Annotated in this window: 1 protein-coding gene (cut by a window edge); it reads right to left on the bottom strand. The window is 74.9% G+C overall.

Going from position 1 to position 22349, the window contains the following annotated elements:
* Positions 1-22349: the 5' portion of a type I polyketide synthase gene (locus tag GVV04_RS33530; protein ID WP_407938838.1), read on the bottom strand. The gene continues 5200 nt to the left of window position 1, outside the view; the window shows 22349 of its 27549 coding nt (coding positions 1-22349); the start codon lies at positions 22347-22349; its stop codon lies beyond the left edge, outside the window.

Raw genomic sequence — 22349 nt, 5'->3', positions numbered from 1 at the left:
CCGGTCGCCGGCAGCCCGGCGAGCCGGGATCGCAGGGCGGCGGTGACGTCGGTCTCCTCGGGCTGCGGCTCCGGCTGTTCGACGCCGACCGGGGCGACCCGGTCGAACAGGCCGCTCGGCCGCGCCGCGGTAAACGCGGCGAGGAACCGGGACCAGTCCACGTCCGCGATCACCGGCGCCGCCTCCGGGGCGTTGACCCACCGGCCCAGCGCCGCCACGGCGGCCTCGGGCGCGAGCGGGGCGAACCCGCGGCGGCGCAGACCGTCGGCGGTCTCCCCGGCGGCCATGCCGTCGGACGCCCACGGCCCGTACGCGAGGGCGGTGGCGGGCAGGCCGGCGGCCCGGCGGGCGGCGACGAGCACGTCGAGCAGGGCGTTGCCGGCCGCGTACCCGGCCTGGCCGCCGCCGCCCCAGACACCGGCGACGGAGGAGAACACGACGAACGCGTCGAGGTCCCGGCCCCAGCAGGCGGTGTCCAGGTGTACGGCCCCGAGCACCTTGCCGGCCAGGGTCTCCGACAGCTCGCCGTCGGTCAGCCCGTACGCCGGGGTGGTGCCGCCGGACGCGCCGGCGGTGTGCACGACGGCGGTCAGGTCCGGCAGGCCGGCGACCAGCGCGGCCACGGCCTCGGCGTCGGTGACGTCGCAGGCGACGACCCGCACCGTGCCGAGGTCGGCGAGGTCGCCCACCATCTCGGCGGCGCCGGGGGCGTCGGGGCCCCGCCGGGAGGCGAGGACCACCTCGGCGGCCCCGTTGGCCAGCAGCCACCGGGCGGTGTGCCGACCCAGCGCACCGGTACCGCCGGTGACCAGCACCGTGCCCGACGGCCGCCAACCCGGCCCGACGGGCGGGGCGGCGGGCACGAGGCGACGGGCGAAGACGCCGGTGCGGCGCACCGCCACCTGGTCGAGGGCGCCGTCGGCGAGCACCGCGACGAGGGCGGCGCGGGTGCCACGATCGGCGCGGGCGGGCAGGTCCACCAGCCCGCCCCAGCGGTCCGGCTGTTCCAGGGCGACGGACCGGCCGAGGCCCCAGGCGAGCGCCGCCCAGACGTCGCCGGCCCGCTCCGCCGCCGAGACCGGCAGGGCGGCCCGGCTGAGCGCCCACACCCGGCCGGGCAGGCCCGTGTCGGTCAGCGCCTGGGTGAGGATGAGCAGCGCCGCCGTGCCGGCGGGGACCCCGGGCGCGTTGGGGAGCGGCCGGTCCTGCCGGGGCAGGACGCACAGCACCCCCGCCCAGCCCTCGTCGCCGATCCGGCGCAGCCGCCCGGCCAGCTCGGCCCTGGTCTGGGCCGGCTGCACGGTCAGGGTGTCGACGCGGGCGCCGGCCTCGGCCAGCGTCTTCGCCACGCCCGCGTCGGCGCCGCTGCCGACGGTGACGACCAGCCACCGCCCGGGCAGTCCGGTCGCCGGGGCCGGCCGGACCGGCTCCCAGCCGACCCGGTACGACCACCCGTCCAGCGCGGTGTCCCGGGTCCGGGCCCGGCGCCACTGCGACAGCACGGGCAGGGCCGGGGTGAGGGCGTCCACGGCGGCGTCGTCGCCGAGTTGGCTGGCGAGGGCGGTGAGGTCGCCGCGCTCGACGGCGGCCCAGAAGTCGGCGTCGCGTCCGTCCTCGACGGTCAGCGGCCGGGGCGCGGCCTCGGGCCAGTACCGCTGGTGCTGGAACGCGTACGTGGGCAGGTCGACGCGCTGCGCTCCGCTGTCGGCGAACCACTGCGCCCAGGTCACCGGCACCCCGTGCACATGCAGCTCCGCCAGGGCGGCGACCAGCGAGTGGGCCTCGGGCCGGTCCTTGCGCTGGGCGGCGACGGTGAGTACGCCATCGCCGGCCGGCAAAATGTCGCCGGCCATCGCGGTCAGCACGCTCTGCGGGCCGATCTCCAGGAACGTGTCCACCCCGGCGGTCTTCAGGGCGGTGACCCCGTCGGCGAACCGAACCGCCTCCCGCACATGCCGCACCCAGTACTCCGGGGTACGCAGCTCATCGCCGTCGGCCAGCGCACCGGTCAGGTTCGACACCACCGGCAGGAGCGGAGCGGCGAACGTCAACCCGGCCAGCACGGCGCGGAACTCGTCGAGCATCGGCTCCATCAGCGGGCTGTGGAACGCGTGGCTGACGGTCAACCGGCGGGTTCGCACGCCCCGGCCCCGCCACGCCTGCTCGACCTCGTCGAGGGCGTCGACCGCCCCGGACACCACCACGGACGTCGGGCCGTTGACGGCCGCGATCCCCACCCGGCCGGCGAATCCGTCCAGGCTGGACAGGACATCCGCCTCGGCTGCGGCGACGGCGAGCATCCCGCCGCCGGCCGGCAGCGCCTGCATCAACCGACCGCGTGCCGCCACCAGGGCGCAGGCGTCGGCCAGGGACAGCACCCCGGCGACGTGCGCGGCCGTGATCTCGCCGACCGAGTGACCGGCCACGAAGTCCGGCACGATCCCGAACGACTCCACCAGACGGAACAACGCCACCTCTACGGCGAACAAACCCGCCTGGGTGAACACGGTCTGGTCGAGCAGGCCCGCCGCCTCGGACCCCGGTGCGGCGAACAGCGCCTCCCGGAGGGGGCGCGGCAGCCGGCCGTCCAGTTCGGCGCACACCTCGTCGAGCGCGGCGGCGAACACGGGGAACGCCTCCGCCAGGTCCCGGCCCATGCCGGCACGCTGTGCGCCCTGACCGGAGAACAGCAGCGCGAGCCGGCCCCGCTCGGTGGCGGCGCCCGTGACGGCCGCGCCGGAGGGCTCGCCCGCGTCGAGGGCTCGAAGGGCGGACAGCAGGCCGTCCCGGTCGGTCGCCAGGAGCACCGCCCGCTGTTCTAGGGCGGGTCGGGTGGTGATCGACGACCAGGCCACGTCCACCGGACGCAGGGCCTCGTCGGCCGACAGCCAGCGCGCCCACCGGCCCGCCTGCGCCACCAACGCACCATCACGCCCCGACAACACCACCGGCACCACCGAAGGCACCACCCGACCGACAACCACACCCTCAACCACCGCAGGCTGCTCGATGATCACATGGGCATTCGTGCCCGAAATCCCGAACGACGACACCGCCGCCCGACGCGGCCGGTTCACGGCTGGCCACGGCGTCGCCTCGGTGGCCAGAGTGACCGCACCGGCCGTCCAGTCGATGTGCGGGGACGGCTCGTCCACGTGCAGGGTCGCCGGCACCACACCATGCCGCATCGCCATGATCATCTTGATGATGCCCGCCACACCAGCCGCCGCCTGCGTATGACCGATGTTCGACTTGACCGACCCAAGGAGCAGCGGCCGGTCCGCCTGACGGTCCTGCCCGTACGTCGCGAGTAGGGCCTGCGCCTCGATCGGGTCACCCAAGGTGGTGCCCGTGCCGTGCGCCTCGACGGCGTCCACGTCGGTCGTGGTCAGACGGGCATTCGCCAAAGCCTGCCGGATCACCCGCTGCTGCGACGGACCATTCGGCGCGGTAAGACCGTTCGACGCACCATCCTGGTTCACGGCCGTACCCCGCACCACGGCCAGGATGTTCCGCCCCTCACGCTGCGCATCCGACAGCCGCTGCACGAGAAGGACCCCGACACCCTCGGACCAGCCCGTGCCGTCGGCGGCGGCGGCGAACGACTTGCACCGCCCGTCCTGCGACAGGCCACGCTGACGCGAGAACTCGATGAACGTCCCCGGCGTGGCCATCACCGTCACACCACCGGCAAGAGCCAGATCACACTCACCGGAGCGCAACGCCTGCGCCGCCAGATGCAACGCCACCAACGAGGACGAACAGGCGGTGTCCACGGTGACGGCCGGCCCTTCCAGGCCGAACGTGTACGCCACCCGACCCGACAGCACACTGCCCGACGTGCCGGTCCCCACGTATCCCTCGACCTCGCCCGGCACGTCCATCAGCCGCGACGCGTAGTCGTGGTACATCACGCCCGCGAACACACCCGTTCGGCTGCCCCGCAACCACTGCGGATCCACCCCCGCCGACTCGAACGACTCCCACGACGCCTCCAGCAACAACCGCTGCTGCGGATCCATCGCCAGAGCCTCACGCGGCGAGATCCCGAAGAAGGCCGGATCGAAGTCCGCCGCCCCGTACAGGAATCCACCGTGCCGGGTGTACGACGTGCCACTGCTGCTCGGATCCGGATCGAACAGCGACTCCAGGTCCCAGCCCCGGTCCGCCGGGAACTCCGAGATGCCGTCTCCGCCGCCGGCCAGCAGCTCCCACAGTTGGTCAGGGCTGTCGACCCCGCCCGGGTACCGGCAGGCCATGCCCACGATCGCGATCGGCTCGTCGAGGCCGGCGACCGCGCTGGCGGTCGGCTGCGCCGTTGACCGGCGTACGCCGGCCAGCTCGGACCACAGGTGCTCGGCGAGCACGGCCGGGGTCGGGTAGTCGAACACCAGCGTCGAGGCCAACCGCAGCCCCGTCGCAGCGTTCAACCGGTTCCGCAGGTCCACCGCCGTCAACGAGTCGAAGCCCAACTCCCGGAACGCCCGGTCCGCCGGCACCGACTCCGCCCCACCATGCCCGAGCACCTGGGCAACCAAGCCCCGGACGAGCAGGGCGACCTGCGCCCGGCCCTCGTCCTCGGTGAGCCCGGCGAGCCGTCCGGCCCAACCGTCTCCGCCCTGTCCCGCCTGGCGGCGCGTCGTGGACGTGCCGACCAGCGCCCGCAACATCGGCGGCACCACACCACCGGTGGCAGCAGCCCGCAAGGCCGACACGTCGACCACCACCGGCACCAGGGTCGGCCGGTATGCGGCCATCGCCGCGTCGAACAGCTCAAGCCCAGTCTCGACGCTCATCGGCGGCAGACCCGACCGCACCGAACGCACCCGATCCACCTCACCGATCGACGCCCCCATACCCGCCGTGTCCCACATCCCCCACGCCAGGCTGACCGCCGACAGACCCACCTGCCGCCGCCACACCGCCAACGCGTCCAAGAACGCGTTACCCGCCGCATACGCCGCCTGACCAGGCGAACCCAACACCCCCGCCACCGACGAGAACACCACAAACAGATCCAGATCCAGACCCGCCGTCGCCTCATGCAGGAACCAACCCGCCGACACCTTCGGCGCCAACACCCCCGCCAACCGCTCCGCCGACAGCCCTTCCACCACACCGTCGTCCAACACACCCGCCGTGTGCACCACACCCGCCAACCGACCCCCCGCGACGACGTCGGCGACCAGCCCCAACACCTGCTCCCGGTCCGTCACGTCACACGCCACCACCCGAGCGGCTGCGCCCAAGCCGGCCAACCGCTCCACCAGCCCGGCCGCACCCGCAGCATTCGCACCCCGCCGCGACACCAACACCAACGACCGCACCCCGTGCGCCCGGACGAGGTGCTCCGCGACGAGGGCACCCAGTGCACCCGTACCGCCCGTCACCAGCACCGAACCCTCACCCACCACAAGCGAGGAACCCGACGACGACGCCCGCACCAGACGCGGCACGAACACCCGACCCGCCCGAACGGCCACCTGACCGCCCGCGCCCGTGGCACCGGCGAGCACGGTGAGCAGCTCGGGTTCCACGCCGCCGGCTTCCAGGTCAGCGAGGACGATCCGGCCGGGGTGCTCCGACTGCGCCGACCGCAGCAGACCCCACACCGCCGCACCCGCCAAATCGGCAACCGCGTCGCCGTCCCGGGCCACCACCGCACCCCGGGTCACCACCACCAGCCTCGAACCCGCGAGGGCGTCGGCGGCCAGCCACGACCGCACAACCGACAACACACCCGACGTCACCTCACGCACCGACTCCGGCACCGCCACACCGGAGACGGCCGACACCGGCGGCACCAACGCCGACGAGACCGCCACACCGGGAACACCCGACACCGGCGGCACCAACGCCGACGGGACCGCCACGCCGGGAACGGCCGACACCGGCAACACCAGCGCCGAGGGTGCCGCCACGCCCGCCGCGACCGCGTCCACCACCGCAGCCACATCCGGGTACGACGCCAGCCCGCCCCGGGTCGTCAGCTCGCCGGCCAGCCCGGCGACGCCCTCGTCGCCGACACCCTCTTCGCCGACACCCTCTTCGCCGGCACCCTCTTCGCCGGCACTACGGAGCTGCCCCGTCTGCGCTACCAGCAGCGCCCAACCGGACACGTCGCCGGCGGAAACGGTTTCCTCCGCCCGCCACGCCACCTCGAAAAGCGACCGCGCTGCCGCACCCGGGGCAACGACCCCGGTCATCTCCCGCAGCACGAGCGAGTCCACCGACACCACGGCGGCGCCCGAGGAGTCCACCGCGACCAGCCGCACCCCGGAGCCGACCGGCGTGAGCCGCACCCGCAGCACCGACGCCCCAGTGGCGTGCACCTGCACGCCCTCGAACGCGAACGGCACCCGGGGGCCGTCCGACTCCGCGCCGGAAAGCAGCCCGATCGGGTGCAGGGCGGCGTCCAGCAGCGCCGGGTGGACGCCGAACCGCGCCGCGTCGCCCGCCGCGTCGTCCGGCAACGCCACCTCGGCGTACGCCGCACCGTCGGCCGTCCAGGCGCGTCGCAGGCCCCGGAACACCGGCCCGTACGCCAGTCCGTGCCCAGCCAAGGCGGCGTACCAGTCGGTCAGGTCCACCTCGGACGCGCCTGCCGGCGGCCAGGCACCGATGCCCGGCTCCTCCGGGTAGGAGGCTTCGAGCACGCCGTCCGCGTGCCGGGTCCAGCCCGCCTCGGCATCGTCGTCGCGGCGCGAGTAGATGGCCACGGCGCGCTCCGGGGAGCCGGCGGACCCGTCGACCCGGACCTGGATCCGCACGCCGCCGGAGGCGGGAACCATCAGCGGGGCGGCCACGGTCAGCTCCCGCAGCCGGGAGAGGCCGACCTCGTCGCCGGCGCGTACCGCAAGTTCGACGAGGGCTGCCCCGGGGACGAGCGTCACGCCGGAGACCGCGTGGTCCGCCAGCCACGGGTGGGTGGCCAGCGACAGCCGGCCGGTCAGCACGATCTCGTCGTCGCCGGCCAGGTCCACCGCCGCGCCCAGCATCGGGTGTTCGGCGTCGCCCAGGCCGGCCCGGGAGACGTCACCGGACCTCGGGCGGCCGGCCGCCGGCCAGTACCGCTCCCGCTGGAACGCGTACGTGGGCAGGTCGACCCGGGTCGCTCCGGTGTCGGCAAACCACTGCGCCCAGGTCACCGGCACCCCGTGCACGTGCAGCTCCGCCAGGGCCGCGACCAGCCCGTGAGCCTCGGGCCGGTCCCGACGCTGGGCGGCGACAGCCAACACACCCTCGCCCGCCGGCAGGACGTCGGCGGCCATCGCGGTCAGCACACTCTGCGGGCCGATCTCCAGGAACGTGTCCACCCCGGCACTGCGTAGGGCCGTGACCCCGTCGGCGAACCGCACCGCCTCCCGCACATGCCGCACCCAGTACTCCGGGGTACGCAACTCATCACCCTCGGCCAGCGCACCGGTCAGGTTCGACACCACCGGCAGCAACGGGGCGGCGAACGTCAACCCCGCCAACACCGCACGGAACTCGTCGAGCACCGGCTCCATCAACGGACTGTGAAACGCATGACTCACCGCCAACCGGCGCGTCCGGACGCCCTGGCCCCGCCAGGTTCGCTCCACCTCGTCGAGGGCGTCGACCGCACCGGACACCACGACGGCCGACGGACCGTTCACGGCCGCGACACCAACCCGGTCGGTCAACCCGTCCAACGACGGCAACACATCCGCCTCCGACGCGGCCACCGCCAGCATCCCGCCGCCCGCCGGCAACGCCTGCATCAGGCGACCACGGGCGGCGACGAGAGCAGCCGCGTCCGCCAGCGACAACACACCGGCGACGTGCGCGGCCGTAATCTCGCCGACCGAGTGACCGGCCACAAAGTCCGGCACGACCCCGAACGACTCCACCAGACGGAACAACGCCACCTCTACGGCGAACAAACCCGCCTGGGTGAACACAGTCTGATCCAGCAGCCCAGCCTCCACCGAACCCTCGGCGGCGAACAGCACCTCACGAAGCGGCCGGGGCAGCAGCGGGTCCACATGCCCGCACACCTCGTCCAACGCGGCGGCGAACACGGGGAACGCCTCCGCCAACTCCCGACCCATGCCGGCACGCTGTGCGCCCTGACCGGAGAACAACAGGGCCAGCTGACCCCGCTGGCCGGCGGCGCCGGTGACCACCGCGCCGGAGGGGTCCCCGGCGGCGAGGGCGGTCAGCGCCGCGAGCAGGTCTTCGCGTCCGGTGGCCGTGACCACGGCACGGTGCTCCAGGGCGGGTCGGGTGGTGATCGACGACCAGCCCACGTCCACCGGACGCAGGGCCTCACCGGCCGACAGCCAGCGCGCCCACCGGCCCGCCTGCGCCGCCAACGCACCATCCGTACGACCCGACAACACCACCGGCACCACCACCGGCACCACCGAACCAACAACCACACCCTCGATCACCGCAGCCGCCGGCTGCTCGATGATCACATGCGCATTCGTGCCCGAAATCCCGAACGACGACACCGCCGCCCGACGCGGCCGGTTCACGACCGGCCACGGCGTCGCCTCCGTGGCCAGGGCGACCGCACCCGCCGTCCAGTCGATGTGCGGCGACGGCTCGTCCACGTGCAACGTCGCCGGCACCACCCCGTGCCGCATCGCCATGACCATCTTGATGATGCCCGCCACCCCTGCGGCGGCCTGGGTGTGCCCGATGTTCGACTTGATCGACCCAAGGAGCAGCGGCCGATCCGCCTGACGGTCCTGCCCGTAGGTGGCGAGCAGCGCCTGCGCCTCGATCGGGTCACCCAGCGTCGTGCCCGTGCCGTGCGCCTCCACCGCGTCCACGTCGGCCGGCGTGAGGCGGGCGTTGGCGAGGGCCTGCCGGATCACCCGCTGCTGCGACGGACCATTCGGCGCGGTGAGCCCGTTCGACGCGCCGTCCTGGTTCACCGCCGTGCCCCGCACCACCGCCAAGACCCGCCGGCCCTCCCGGCGGGCGTCCGAGAGCCGCTGCACCAGCAGCACCCCCACACCCTCCGACCAGCCCGTGCCGTCGGCCGACCCGGCGAAAGACTTGCACCGGCCGTCCTGCGACAGACCACGCTGACGCGAGAACTCGATGAACGTCCCCGGCGTCGCCATCACCGTCACACCACCAGCCAACGCCAGATCACACTCACCCGACCGCAGCGCCTGCGCCGCCAAATGCAACGCCACCAACGACGACGAACACGCCGTATCCACCGTCACCGCCGGGCCCTCCAGCCCGAACGTGTACGCCACCCGACCCGACAGCACACTGCCCGACGTGCCGGTCCCCACGTATCCCTCGGCGTCCTGCGGAAGGTCCTCCAACCGGGAGGCGTAGTCGTGGTACATGACGCCCGCGAACACACCCGTCCGGCTGCCCCGCAACCACTGCGGATCCACCCCCGCCGACTCGAACGACTCCCACGACGCCTCCAGCAGCAACCGCTGCTGCGGGTCCATGGCGATCGCCTCGCGGGGGCTGATCCCGAAGAAGGCCGGGTCGAAGTCCGCCGCGCCGTGCAGGAACCCGCCGTGCCGGGTGTACGAGGTGCCGCTGCGGTCCGGGTCCGGGTCGAAGAGGCCGTCGAGGTCCCAGCCACGGTCGGTCGGAAACTCGGAGATGCCGTCGCCTCCGGCGGACAGCAGGGTCCACAGCTGCTCCGGCGTCTCCACCCCACCCGGGTACCGGCAGGCCATGCCCACGATCGCGATCGGCTCGTCGGTGCCCGCGGTCACCACCGCCGACCGCCGGGCGGTGATCTGACCGGAGACCAGTTCGTAGAGGTGGTCGGCGAGCACGGCCGGGGTCGGGTAGTCGAACACCAGCGTCGAGGCCAACCGCAGCCCCGTCGCCGCGTTCAACCGGTTCCGCAGGTCCACCGCCGTCAACGAGTCGAACCCGAGCTCCCGAAACGCCCGATCCGCCGGCACCGACTCCGCCCCACCATGACCGAGCACCTGGGCAACCAAGCCCCTGATCAGCACGTCGATCTGGGTGCGGGCCTCCTCGGGGGTCAGACTCGCCAACTGGTTGGCCCAGTCGCCACCCTGTCCCGCCTGGCGGCGCGTCACCGCCTGGCCGACCAGCGCCCGCAGCATCGGCGGCACCACACCACCCGACACCGCAGCCCGCAACGCCGGCACATCCACCACCACCGGCACCAACACCGAACGCCCCGCCACCACCGCCGCATCGAACAACTCAAGACCAATCTCAGCACTCATCGGCGGCAGCCCCGACCGCACCGAACGCACCCGATCCACCTCACCGATCGACGCCCCCATACCCGCCGTGTCCCACATCCCCCACGCCAGGCTGACCGCCGACAGACCCACCTGCCGCCGCCACACCGCCAACGCATCCAGGAACGCATTACCCGCCGCATACGCCGCCTGACCAGGCGAACCCAACACCCCAGCCACCGACGAGAACAGCACGAACAGATCCAGGTCCAGCCCGGCCGTCGCCTCGTGCAACCACCAACCCGCCGACACCTTCGGCGCCAACACCCCCGCCAACCGCTCCGCACTGATCCCCGAAACGACACCGTCGTCCAACACACCCGCCGTGTGCACCACACCCGCCAGCCGACCCGCCGACGCGATTTCCGCGACCAGCCCGGTGACCTGCTCCCGGTCGGTGACGTCGCACGCCACCACCCGCGCCGACGCACCCAGCCCCGCCAACCGCCCCACCAGCTCGGCCGCGCCCGCAGCGTCAGGGCCACGCCGCGACACCAGCACCAACGACCGCACCCCGTGCGACACCACCAGATGCTCCGCCACCAGCGCGCCCAGCGAGCCGGTGCCGCCGGTCACCAGCACCGAACCCTCGCCCACCACGAGCGAGGAACCCGACGACGACGCCCGCACCAGACGCGGCACGAACACCCGACCCCCCCGAACGGCCACCTGGGCACCCACGGCATCCTCGGCGACCCGCGCCAGGACCGCCACCACCCCCGCGTCCACCTCACCGTCGACATCCGCGAGGACGATCCGGCCGGGGTGCTCCGACTGCGCCGACCGCAGCAGACCCCACACCGCCGCACCCGCCAAATCGGCAACCGCGTCGCCGTCCCGGGCCACCACCGCACCCCGGGTCACCACCACCAGCCTCGAACCCGCGAGGGCGTCGGCGGCCAGCCACGACCGCACAACCGACAACACACCCGACGTCACCTCACGCACCGACTCCGGCACCGCCACACCGGAGACGGCCGACACCGGCGGCACCAACGCCGACGAGACCGCCACACCGGGAACACCCGACACCGGCGGCACCAACGCCGACGGGACCGCCACGCCGGGAACGGCCGACACCGGCAACACCAGCGCGGGCGGCACCGCCGCACCCGACGCAACCGCCTCCGTCACCGCAGCCACACCCGGGTACGAGACCAGCCCACCCCAGGCCGCCAACTCGCCGGCCAACCCGGCGACACCCTCGTCGCCGGCACCCTCGTCGCCGGCACTGTGGAGCTGCCCCGGCTGCGCTACCAGCAGCGCCCACCCCGCCGCGTCGCCAGCGGAAACGACCTCCTCCGCCCGCCACGCCACCTCGAACAGCGACCGCGCTGCCGCACCCGGGGCAACGACCCCGGTCATCTCCCGCAGCACCACCGAGTCCACCGACACCACGGCCGCGCCCGAGGAGTCCACCGCGACCAGCCGCACCCCGGAACCCTCGCGGGTCAGCCGCACCCGCAGCACCGACGCCCCCGAGGCGTGCACCTGCACACCCTCGAACACCCACGGCACCCGGGGACCACCGGCCTCACCCGCCAGCAGCAACCCGACCGGGTGCAGGGCCGCGTCCAGCAGCGCCGGGTGCACCCCGAACGCCGCCGCCTCCCCCGCCGCGTCGTCCGGCAACGCCACCTCGGCGAACACCTCACCGCCGGAGGCCCAGGCACGCCGCAACCCCTGGAACACCGGCCCGTACGCCAGGCCGTGCGTGCCGAGCACGCCGTACCAGTCGGTCAGGTCCACCTCGTCGGCGCCGGCCGGCGGCCAGGCACCGATGCCCGGCTCCGCCGCGCCGGGCGCTTCGAGCACGCCCTCGGCGTGCCGGACCCACTCCGACTCCGGGTCGCCCTCGGTCTGGGAGTGCACCGTCACGGCCCGGGAGCCGGAGGCGTCGGCCGCGCCGACCCGCGCCTGCACCCGCACCCCACCCGAGGCGGGCAGCACCAGCGGCGCCGCCACCGTCAACTCCCGCACCCGCGACGCGCCCACCTCGTCACCGGCCCGCACCGCCAACTCCACCAACGCCGTCCCCGGCACCACCACGGAACCGGCAACCACATGATCGGCCAGCCACGCGTGCGTCGACACCGACAGCCGACCGGTCAACACCACCACGTCCTCGCCGGCCACCGACACGGCCGCGCCGAGCAGCGGGTGCCCGGCGACGCCCAGCCCTGCCCCGGAGACGTCCCCGGCGCGCGGGCGCCCGGCGCCGAGCCAGTACCGCTCGTGCTGGAAGGCGTACGTGGGCAGGTCGACCAGCGTCGGGCGGGCCCCGGCGTACCACTGCTGCCAGGTCACCGGCACGCCGTTGACGTGCAGCTCCGCCAGCGCGTGCAGCAGCGCCTGCGGGGCGGGGCGGTCCCGCCGCTGGGTTGCGAGCGTCAGCGTTCCCTCGGCCAGCAGGTCGGCGTTCAGGGCGGTCAGCACGCTCTGCGGGCCGACCTCCAGGAACGTGTCCACCCCGGCGTCGCGCAGCGCGGTGATCCCGTCGGCGTACCGGACGGTTGCGCGGACGTGCCGCACCCAGTAGTCGGGGCGGGTGATCTCCTGCGGGTCGGCGACCGTCCCGGTCAGGTTCGACACCACCGGCAGCAGCGGCGCGCGGAACGTCAGCGCCTCCAGGACCGCCCGGAAGTCGTCGAGCATCGGTTCCATCAGCGGGCTGTGGAACGCATGGCTGACCGTGAGCCGGCGGGTGCGTACGCCTCGGCCCGTCCAGACCTGCTCCAGCTCGTCGAGGGCGTCGACGGCACCGGAGACGACGACGGCCGACGGGCCGTTCACGGCGGCGACGCCGACCCGGTCGGTCAGCCCGTCCAGCGTCGGCAGAACCTCGGCCTCCGACGCGTTGACGGCCAGCATCCCGCCGCCGGCCGGCAGCGCCTGCATCAACCGACCGCGCGCCGCCACCAGGGCGCACGCGTCCGCCAGGGACAGCACCCCGGCCACGTACGCGGCCGTGATCTCGCCGACGGAGTGACCGGCCACGAAGTCCGGCACGATCCCGAACGACTCGACCAGCCGGAACAGCGCCACCTCGACGGCGAACAGCCCGGCCTGGGTGAACACGGTCTGGTCGAGCAGCTCCGCATCAGCCGAACCCTCGGGGGCGTTCAGCGCCTCACGAAGCGGCCGGGGAAGCAGCGGGTCCAGGTGCCCGCACACCTCGTCCAACGCGGCGGCGAACGCGGGGAACGCCTCCGCCAGTTCCCGGCCCATGCCGGCGCGCTGCGCGCCCTGGCCGGAGAACAGCACGGCGAGGGGGCCGCGCGCCGCACCCGTACCGGTGACGACCGCACCGGTCGGCGAGCCGGCGGCGAGGGCGCGCAGCCCGGCCAGCAGCTCGTCCCTGTCGGTGGCCGTGACGACCGCGCGGTGTTCCAGCGTCGACCGGCTGACCAGCGAGGACCAGGCGACGTCCGCCGGGCGCGGGGTCTCGTCGGCGGCGAGCCAGTGGGCCCACCGGTCGGCCTGGGCCGCCACGGCGGCCTCGGTCCGGGCCGAGAGCAGCACCGGCACCAGCGGCGGTACGGCGTCGTCGTCCGCCGGTGCCGTCCGGGTCTCGGCGGGCGGCTGCTCGATGATCACGTGGGCGTTCGTGCCGCTGACCCCGAAGGAGGAGACGGCGGCGCGGCGCGGGCGGCCCGGGGCGGGCCACTCGCGGGCCTCGGTGAGCAGCTCGACCGCGCCCGCCGACCAGTCGATGTGCGGCGACGGCTCGTCCACGTGCAGGGTGCGCGGCATCGTCCCGTGCCGCATCGCCATGATCATCTTGATCACGCCGGCCACCCCGGCGGCGGCCTGGGTGTGCCCGATGTTCGACTTGATCGACCCCAACCAGAGCGGACTGCCCGCCGGACGGTCCTGCCCGTAGGTGGCCAGCAGCGCCTGCGCCTCGATCGGATCACCCAACGTCGTACCCGTGCCATGCGCCTCGACGGCGTCCACATCGGCCGTGGTCAGGCGGGCGTTGGCCAGGGCCTGCCGGATCACCCGCTGCTGCGACGGACCATTCGGCGCCGTCAACCCATTCGACGCACCATCCTGATTCACCGCCGTGCCCCTGACAACGGCCAGAACCCGCCGGCCCTCCCGGCGGGCGTCCGAGAGCCGCTGCACCAGCAGCACCCCCACACCCTCCGACCAACCCGTACCATCGGCCGACCCAGCGAAAGACCTACACCGCCCGTCCTGCGACAGACCACGCTGACGCGAGAACTCAATGAACGTCCCCGGCGTAGCCATCACCGTCACACCACCAGCAAGCGCCAGATCACACTCACCCGACCGCAACGCCTGCACCGCCAAATGCAACGCCACCAGCGACGACGAGCAGGCGGTGTCCACGGTGACGGCCGGCCCCTCCAGGCCGAACGTGTACGCCACCCGACCCGACAACACACTGCCCGACGTGCCGGTGCCGATGTAGCCGCCCACCCCCTCGGGCAGCTCCTGCACCTGCGAGGCGTAGTCGTGGTACATCAGGCCGGCGAACACGCCCGTCCGGCTGCCCCGCAACCGCACCGGGTCCAGCCCCGCCGACTCGAACGTCTCCCACGACGCCTCCAGCAGCAGCCGCTGCTGCGGATCCATCGCGACCGCCTCGCGGGGGCTGATGCCGAAGAAGGCGGGGTCGAACTCGGCCGCCCCGTACAGGAATCCGCCATGCCGGGTGTACGACGTCCCGGGGTTGTCCGGGTCGGGGTGGAAGATCCGGTCGAGGTCCCAGCCCCGGTCGACCGGGAACTCCCCGATCCCGTCGGCGCCGGTGGCGACCAACTGCCAGAGCTGCTCCGGGCTCGTCACGCCGCCCGGGTACCGGCACGCCATGCCCACGATCGCGATCGGCTCGTCGACGTTCGCGTTCGCCACGGCGTCGCGCTGCTCGGCGACCTGCCCGGAGAGCTGCTCGTAGAGGTGGTCCGACAGCGCGCCGGGGGTCGGGTAGTCGAAGACGAGGGTGGAGGTCAGCCGCAGCCCGGTCGCGGTGTTGATCCGGTTCCGCAGCTCCACGGCGGTCAGCGAGTCGAAGCCCAGCTCCCGGAACGCCCGGTCGGCGGGCACCTGGTCGGCGCCGCTGTGCCCGAGGACCTGCGCGATCAGGCCCCGGACCAACAGGGCGACCTGGGCGCGCGCCTCCTGCGGGTCGAGGCCGGCGAGCCGGTCGGCCCAGCCTCCGGCGGCGGGCCGCCTGCGGCCGGCGGTCGAGCCGATCAGGGTCCGCAGCATCGGCGGCACCCGGCCGGCGGTGGTCTGCGCCCGCATGGCCGGCAGGTCGACCACGGCCGGCACCAGCGCGGCGCCGCCGTGGGCCAGCGCGGCGTCCCACAGCCCGAGGCCGACGGGGGCGGCCATCGGGGTGAGGCCGGCCCGGCTGACCCGGGCCCGGTCGGTGTCGTTGATCGAGCCGGCCATGCCGTCGGTGTCCCACATGCCCCACGCGAGGCTCACCGCCGGCAGGCCCCGCTGGGCGCGGAGCTGGGCGAGGGCGTCCAGGAAGGCGTTGCCGGCGGCGTACGCGGCCTGGCCGGGGGAACCGAGCACGCCGGCGATGGACGAGAACAGCACGAACAGGTCGAGATCCAGCTCCGCCGTCGCCTCGTGCAGCCACCAGCCCGCGGTGACCTTGGGTGCCAGCACGTTTGCCAGCCCGTCGGCGGTGATCCCGGTGACGATGCCGTCGTCGAGGACGCCGGCGGTGTGCACCACGCCGGCCAGCCGCCCGTCGGCGGTGATCCGGCGGACCAGCGCGTCGACCTGCGTCCGGTCGGTCACGTCGGCCGTGGCGATCTCGACGGCGGCGCCGAGGCCGGTCAGCCGCTCCACCAGGTCGGCCGCGCCCCGGGCCGCCGGGCCCTGGCGGGAGGCCAGCACCAGCGACCGCACCCCGTACGCCGTGACGAGGTGCTCGGCCACCAGTGCGCCCAGCGAGCCGGTCCCGCCGGTCACCAGGACGGTGCCCGCGCCGACCACCGGCGCGGCCTGCGCGCCACCGGCCGCGCGGGCCAGCCGTGGGACGTACGCCGTGCCGGCGCGCACCGCGAGCTGCCCGCCCGCGCCCGGGTCGGCGGCGAACCCGGCCAGCAGGGCCAGCAGCTCCGGGCCGAGGTCGGCGTCGGGTTCGAGGTCGGCCAGCACGATCCGGCCGGGGTGCTCCGACTGCGCGGACCGCAGCAGGCCCCAGACGGCCGCCCCCGCCAGGTCGGTGACCCGGTCGTCGGGGTGGGCGGCGACCGCCCCACGGGTGACGACGACCAGGCGGCTGTCCGCGAGGGCGTCGGCGGCCAGCCAGCCCTGCGCCTCGCGCAGCACGGCCACGGTCGCGGCGGCCACCGCGTCGGGCACGCCGTCGGGCTTGGCGGCGTCGGGCCTGGCGGCGTCGGGCCTGGCGACGTCGGGCCTGGCGACGTCGGGCCTGGCGGCGTCGGGCCTGGCGGCGTCGGGCATGGCGGCCTCTGTCGCCGTGGGCACGGGCAGCAGCAGCGCCGCCGGGGCCGGGGCCGTCGCGCCCGTCACGGCCTCGACCACGGCCGCCACGTCCGGGTACGCCGACGTCAGCGCCGCGCCGTCGGTGGCGGCGCCGCCGAGCACCGCCCAGCCGTAACCGGCCTCGGCCGGGGCGACCTGCTCGGGCTGCCACGACACCTCGAACAGCGAGCGGTTCGCCTGGTTCGGCGTGCCCGCCGTGGTCATCTCCCGCAGCGTCAGAGAGTCCACCGACACCACCGGCGTGTCGGCCTCGTCGACGGCGACCAGCCGCACCGAGGACCCGCTCGCGGTCAGGCGCACCCGGAGGGTCCGCGCGCCGATCGTGTGGACCTGCACGCCCTCGAAGGAGAACGGCACCCGGGGGCCGTCGCCGGCGGCCTCGGCGGGCAGCAGCCCGACGGGGTGCAGCGCGGCGTCCAGCAGCGCCGGGTGCACGCCGTATCCGGCCGGGTCCCCGACCACCGTGTCGGGGAGGGCCACCTCGGCGTACACCGTGCCGTCGGCGGTCCACGCGCGCCGCAGGCCCTGGAAGACCGGCCCGTAGGCGAGCCCGTGCCCGGCGACGGCCGGGTACCAGCCGGTGAGGTCCACCTCGGCCGCGCCGACCGGGGGCCAGGTGCCCACGGTGGGCTCCTCGGCGGTGGGGAGACCGACGACGCCGTCGGCGTGCCGGGTCCAGCCGGCCTCCGGGTCCTCCTCGGACTGGGAGTGCACGGTGACCGGCCGGGCGCCCGTCGCGTCGACCGGGCCGACCCGGACCTGCACCCGCATTCCGCCGCCGCCTGCGGGCAGCACCAGCGGGGCGAGCACGGTGAGGTCGCGGACGCGGGACGCGCCCACCTCGTCGCCGGCCCGGACGACGAGGTCGAGCAGGGCGGTGCCCGGCACCACCACGGCGCCGGAGACGACGTGGTCTGCCAACCACGGGTGGGACGACAGCGACAGCCGGCCGGTCAGCACCACCATGTCCTCGCCGGCCACCGACACCGTCGCGCCGAGCAGCGGGTGGCGGGCCACGCCGAGGCCGGCGCCGGACACGTCGGCGGCCTGCCCGACGGGCGACAGCCAGTACCGCTGGTGCTGGAACGCGTACGTGGGCAGGTCGACGCGCTGCGCTCCGCTGTCGGCGAACCACTGCGCCCAGGTCACCGGCACCCCGTGCACGTGCAGCTCCGCCAGGGCGGCGACCAGCGAGTGGGCCTCGGGCCGGTCCTTGCGCTGGGCGGCGACGGTGAGTACGCCGTCGCCGGCCGGCAGGACGTCGCCGGCCATCGCGGTGAGCACGCTCTGCGGGCCGATCTCCAGGAACGTGTCCACCCCGGCACTGCGTAGGGCCGTGACCCCGTCGGCGAACCGCACCGCCTCCCGCACATGCCGCACCCAGTACTCCGGGGTACGCAACTCATCACCCTCGGCCAGCGCACCGGTCAGGTTCGACACCACCGGCAGCAACGGGGCGGCGAACGTCAACCCCGCCAACACCGCACGGAACTCGTCGAGCACCGGCTCCATCAACGGACTGTGAAACGCATGACTCACCGCCAACCGGCGCGTCCGCACACCCCGACCCCGCCAGACCCGCTCCACCTCATCGAGGACATCGACCGCACCGGACACCACGACGGCCGACGGACCGTTCACGGCCGCGACACCAACCCGGTCGGTCAACCCGTCCAACGACGGCAACACATCCGCCTCCGACGCGGCCACCGCCAACATCCCGCCACCCGCAGGCAACGCCTGCATCAACCGGCCCCGCGCCGCCACCAGGACACACGCGTCCGCCAGCGACAACACCCCCGCCACGTGCGCGGCCGTAATCTCGCCGACCGAGTGACCGGCCACAAAGTCCGGCACGACCCCGAACGACTCCACCAGACGGAACAACGCCACCTCTACGGCGAACAAACCCGCCTGGGTGAACACGGTCTGATCGAGGAGGTCGGCCTCCACCGAACCCTCGGCGGCGAACAGCACCTCACGAAGCGGCCGGGGCAGCAACGGGTCCACATGCCCGCACACCTCGTCCAACGCGGCGGCGAAAACGGGGAATTCGGCGTACAGATGCCGACCCATGCCGGCGCGCTGCGCGCCCTGACCGGAGAACAACAGCGCGAGCTGGCCCCGCGAGCCCGCTGCACCGGTGACCACCACGCCGGAGGGGTCCCCGGCGGCGAGGGCGGTCAGCGCCGCGAGCAGGTCGTCCCGGTCGGTCGCGGCGATGACCGCGCGCTCGTCCAGCGTCGCGCGGGACACCACCGAGGAGAGGGCCACGTCGAGCGGGCGGAGGTCCTCGTCGGCCGTGAGCCAGGCCGCCCAGCGGTCCGCCTGGGCCGCCAGGGCCGCGCCGTCGCGGGCGGACAGGAGCACCGGGGCCAGCGACCGCGTGGCGGTGGGAGTCGACTCCTGCGCGTCCGCCTCGTCCCCGGCCGGCGGGGCGGGGGGCTGTTCGAGGATCAGGTGGACGTTGGTGCCGCTGATGCCGAAGGAGGACACGGCGGCCCGGCGGGGGCGGTCCACCTCTGGCCAGGGGCGCGCCTCGGTCAGCAGCGAGACGGCTCCGGCCGACCAGTCCACGTGGGGGGTGGGCTCGTCGAGGTGCAGGGTCGACGGGAGCAGCCCGTGCCGCATCGCCATGATCATCTTGATGATGCCGGCGACCCCGGCGGCGGCCTGCGCGTGCCCGATGTTCGACTTGATCGACCCGAGGAACAGCGGCCGGTCCGCCGGCCGGTCCTGCCCGTACGTGGCCAGCACGGCCTGCGCCTCGATCGGGTCGCCCAGGACGGTGCCCGTGCCGTGCGCCTCGACGGCGTCCACGTCGGCGACGGTGAGCCGGGCGTTGGCCAGGGCGGCCCGGATGACCCGCTGCTGCGCGGGGCCGTTCGGCGCGGTGAGGCCGTTGGACGCGCCGTCGGAGTTCACGGCGCTGCCGGCGAGCACGGCGAGCACCTGCCGGCCCTGCCGCCGCGCGTCGGACAGGCGCTGGACCAGCAGCACGCCGACGCCCTCGGACCAGCCGGTGCCGTCGGCGGACGCGGCGAACGACTTGCACCGCCCGTCGGGGGCGAGGCCGCCCTGCCGGGAGAACTCGACGAACGCGCCGGGGGTGACCATGACGGTCACGCCGCCGGCCAGGGCCAGGTCGCACTCCCCGCCGCGCAGCGCCTGGGCGGCGAGGTGCACCGCCACGAGCGACGACGAGCAGGCGGTGTCGACGGTGACCGCGGGGCCCTCCAGCCCGAGGGTGTAGGAGACCCGGCCGGAGATGACGCTGTGCGCTCCCCCGGTGAGCTGGTAGCCGGCCAGCTCCTCCGGGGCGTCGGTGCTGCCGTAGCCCGACGGGGAGGCGCCGACGAAGACGCCGGTGCGGCTGCCTCGCAGCCGGTCCGGGTCGACGCCCGCCTGCTCCAGGGCCTCCCAGGACGCCTCCAGCAGCAGCCGCTGCTGCGGGTCCATGGCCAGGGCCTCGCGCGGCGAGATGCCGAAGAAGCCCGGGTCGAAGCCCGTGGCACCGGGGACGAAGCCGCCCTCGCGGGTGTGCGACACCGGCCGGCCCTCGGCGTCGGCGGCCAGCAGCCGGGCGATGTCCCAGTCGCGGTCCTCGGGGAAGCCGCCGATGCCGTCGCGGCCGGTGGCGACGAGGTCCCACAGCTCGCCGGGGCTGCTCACGCCGCCGGGATACCGGCAGCTCATGCCCACGATGACGATCGGGTCGTCGTCGACCGGCCCGGCGGGGCCCCAGGTGCTCACGGTGTCGACCTCGTGCAGGCGCAGCGCGGACGACAGGTGGTCGGCGAGGGCGGCCGGGTTCGGGTAGTCGAAGACGAGGGTGGTGGGCAGGGAGAGGCCGGTGGCGGCGCTGAGCCGGTTGCGCAGCTCCACCGCGGTCAGCGAGTCGAAGCCCAGCTCCTTGAACGCCCGGCTCGCCTTGACCAGCTCGGGGCCGGTGTGCCCGAGGACGGTGGCGGCGACGGTGCGGACCAGGTCGGTGAGGTGCCGGTCCTGCTCGGCGCGGGGCAGGGTCAGCAGTTGCTGCCGCAGGCCGCCGTCGGCCCCGCCGGCCGGTTCCTCGTCGGCGGTCCGCAGGGCGTCCCGGGCCTCGGCGATGTCGTCGAGCAGCGGCCGGGGCCGCGCGGCGGCGAACGCCGGGGTGAACAGGGACCAGTCGACGTCCGCCACGGTCAGCGACGGCGCGGATCGGCCGACGGCGCTGCGCAGGGCGTACACGGCCTGGGCCGGGGACATCGCGGTGAGGCCGCGCCGGGCCAGCAGTTCCTGGCCCTCCCCGCTGGCCATGCCGCCGTCGGCCCAGGGGCCCCAGGCGACCGCCGTGGCGGCGAGACCCCGGGCGCGGCGCCGCTCCGCGAGCGCGTCCAGGAAGGCGTTGCCGGCGGCGTAGGCAGCCTGGCCGCCGCTGCCCCAGATCCCGGCGATCGAGGAGAACAGCACAAACGCGTCCAGCGGCCGGTCGCCCAGCAGCTCGTCCAGGTGGACCGCGCCGGCGATCTTGCCGTCGAGGACGGCGGCGAGCGCGGCCAGGTCGGTGTCCACCAGCCTGGCGAGCTGACCCACCCCGGCGGCGTGCACGACCGCCGTCAGCGGGGCGTCGTCCGCGTCGATGTCGCGCAGCACCGCCTCGACCTGCGCCCGGTCGGCCGCGTCGCAGGCGACCAGCGACACCCGCGCGCCGAGCCCGGCCAGCTCGTCCCGCAGCTCCGCCGCGCCCGGCGCACGCTCGCCACGGCGGCTGGTCAGCACGACGTGCGCGGCGCCGCCGGCCGCCACCCAGCGGGCCACGTGGGCGCCGAGCGCCCCGGTGCCGCCGGTGATCAGCACCGTCCCCGAGGGCTGCCAGCGTTCGACGGTTCCCACGCCGGCGGGGTCGGCGCGGACCAGCCGGCGCACGAAGACGCCGGACGGGCGTACGGCGATCTGGTCCTCGTCGCCGGCACCGGCCAGCACGCCCACGAGCCGGTCCCAGCCGGCCGCGTCGGGACGCTCCGGCAGGTCGGCCAGGCCGCCCCAGAGCTGGGGGTGTTCCAGCCCGGCGACCCGGGCCAGGCCCCACAGGCCGCCCTGGGCGACGCTGCGGACGCCCTCGGCGTCGCCGGTGCCGACCGCGCCCCGGGTGAGGGTCCACACCGGCAGCGCGACGTCGGCGTCGTGCAGGGCTTGGATCAGGGTCGCCGTCGCGGCGGTGCCGGTCGACACCGCCGGGTGGCCGGGGTGCGGCCGGTCCAGCAGGCCGAGCAGGGAGACCGCCGCCGCGAACCGGCGGTCCGCCGGCAGCTCGGCCAGCCGGGCCGCCAGCTCGTCCCGGGCGGTCAGCGGGTCCACCGGCAGGCGGTGGACCGTCCCGCCGGCGGTGCCGAGCGCCGCCGTCAGCGCGTCGGCCCACTGCGCCACCGCCGGGTCGCCGGCCGGTTCGAGCAGCAGCCAGTCGCCGATCGGCGCGGCGGCGGCGGGCGTCGCCGCGCGCTTCCACACCACCCGGTACGACCAGCCGTCGACGACGGCGTCGCGCAGCCGCGCCCGGCGCCAGGACGACAGGACCGGCAGCGCCGGGGCGAGGACGTCCGCGCCGTCGTCGCCGAGCTGCGCGGCCAGCGCCGCCAC

The sequence above is a fragment of the Micromonospora rubida genome, from assembly GCF_009908295.1.
In the GTDB taxonomy this organism is placed as follows: domain Bacteria; phylum Actinomycetota; class Actinomycetes; order Mycobacteriales; family Micromonosporaceae; genus Micromonospora; species Micromonospora rubida.
The sequence above is the reverse complement of the archived record's forward strand: the minus strand, read 5'-3'. Positions and strand labels throughout refer to the sequence as shown.